This is a genomic window from Ruegeria sp. AP12 (genome assembly GCF_056540025.1).
In genome coordinates, this window is record NZ_JBQFVZ010000167.1 from 1 (window position 1) to 822 (window position 822).

Sequence of the window (822 nt, forward strand, 5' to 3'; positions counted from 1 at the left end):
GCCGCGGCAACAAGGCCTACCGCCTGGCGCTGCAGACCCGCGAACAGCATATCCGGCGTGAGAAAGCCAACTCGAACGTCTGCACCGCGCAGGCGCTGCTGGCCGTCATCGCCTCGATGTATGCCGTGTACCACGGCCCCGACGGCATCAAGGCCATCGCGCAATCGGTGCACCGCAAGACCTCGCGCCTGGCCGCCGGCCTGGAAGAGGCAGGCTTTGCGGTGGAACCGGAAGTGTTCTTCGACACCATTACGGTCGAGGTCGGCCATCTGCAGAACGTGGTGATGGAGGCCGCCGTGGCGCGCGGTGTGAACCTGCGCAAGGTGGGCGACACGAAAGTGGGCATCAGCCTGGACGAACAGACCCGCCCCGAGACCATCGAGGCGGTCTGGGGCGCCTTTGGCATCGATCGCAAGGATGACAGCTCGAACAAGCAATACCGCCTGCCGGATTATGCGCTGCGTGAAAGCGAATACCTGACCCACCCGATCTTCCACAAGAACCGGGCCGAGGCGGAAATGACCCGCTATATGCGCCGTCTGGCCGACCGCGATCTGGCGCTGGACCGGGCGATGATCCCGCTGGGCTCGTGCACCATGAAGCTGAACGCCACGATCGAGATGATCCCGGTCACCTGGCCCGAGTTCGGCAATCTGCACCCGTTCTGCCCCGAAGATCAGGCGCAGGGCTATCATGAGATGATTGCCGATCTGAACGACAAGCTGTGCCAGATCACCGGCTATGACGCGATCTCCCAGCAGCCCAACTCGGGCGCGCAGGGCGAGTACGCGGGCCTGCTGACCATCCGCAACTATCACTTCG

General features: G+C 63.9%; 1 pseudogene. It reads left to right on the forward strand.

The annotated features are described in order from the left end of the window. Window positions 1-822, forward strand: a pseudogene (locus ACR0E6_RS22020) (glycine dehydrogenase (aminomethyl-transferring)); the annotation flags it as partial.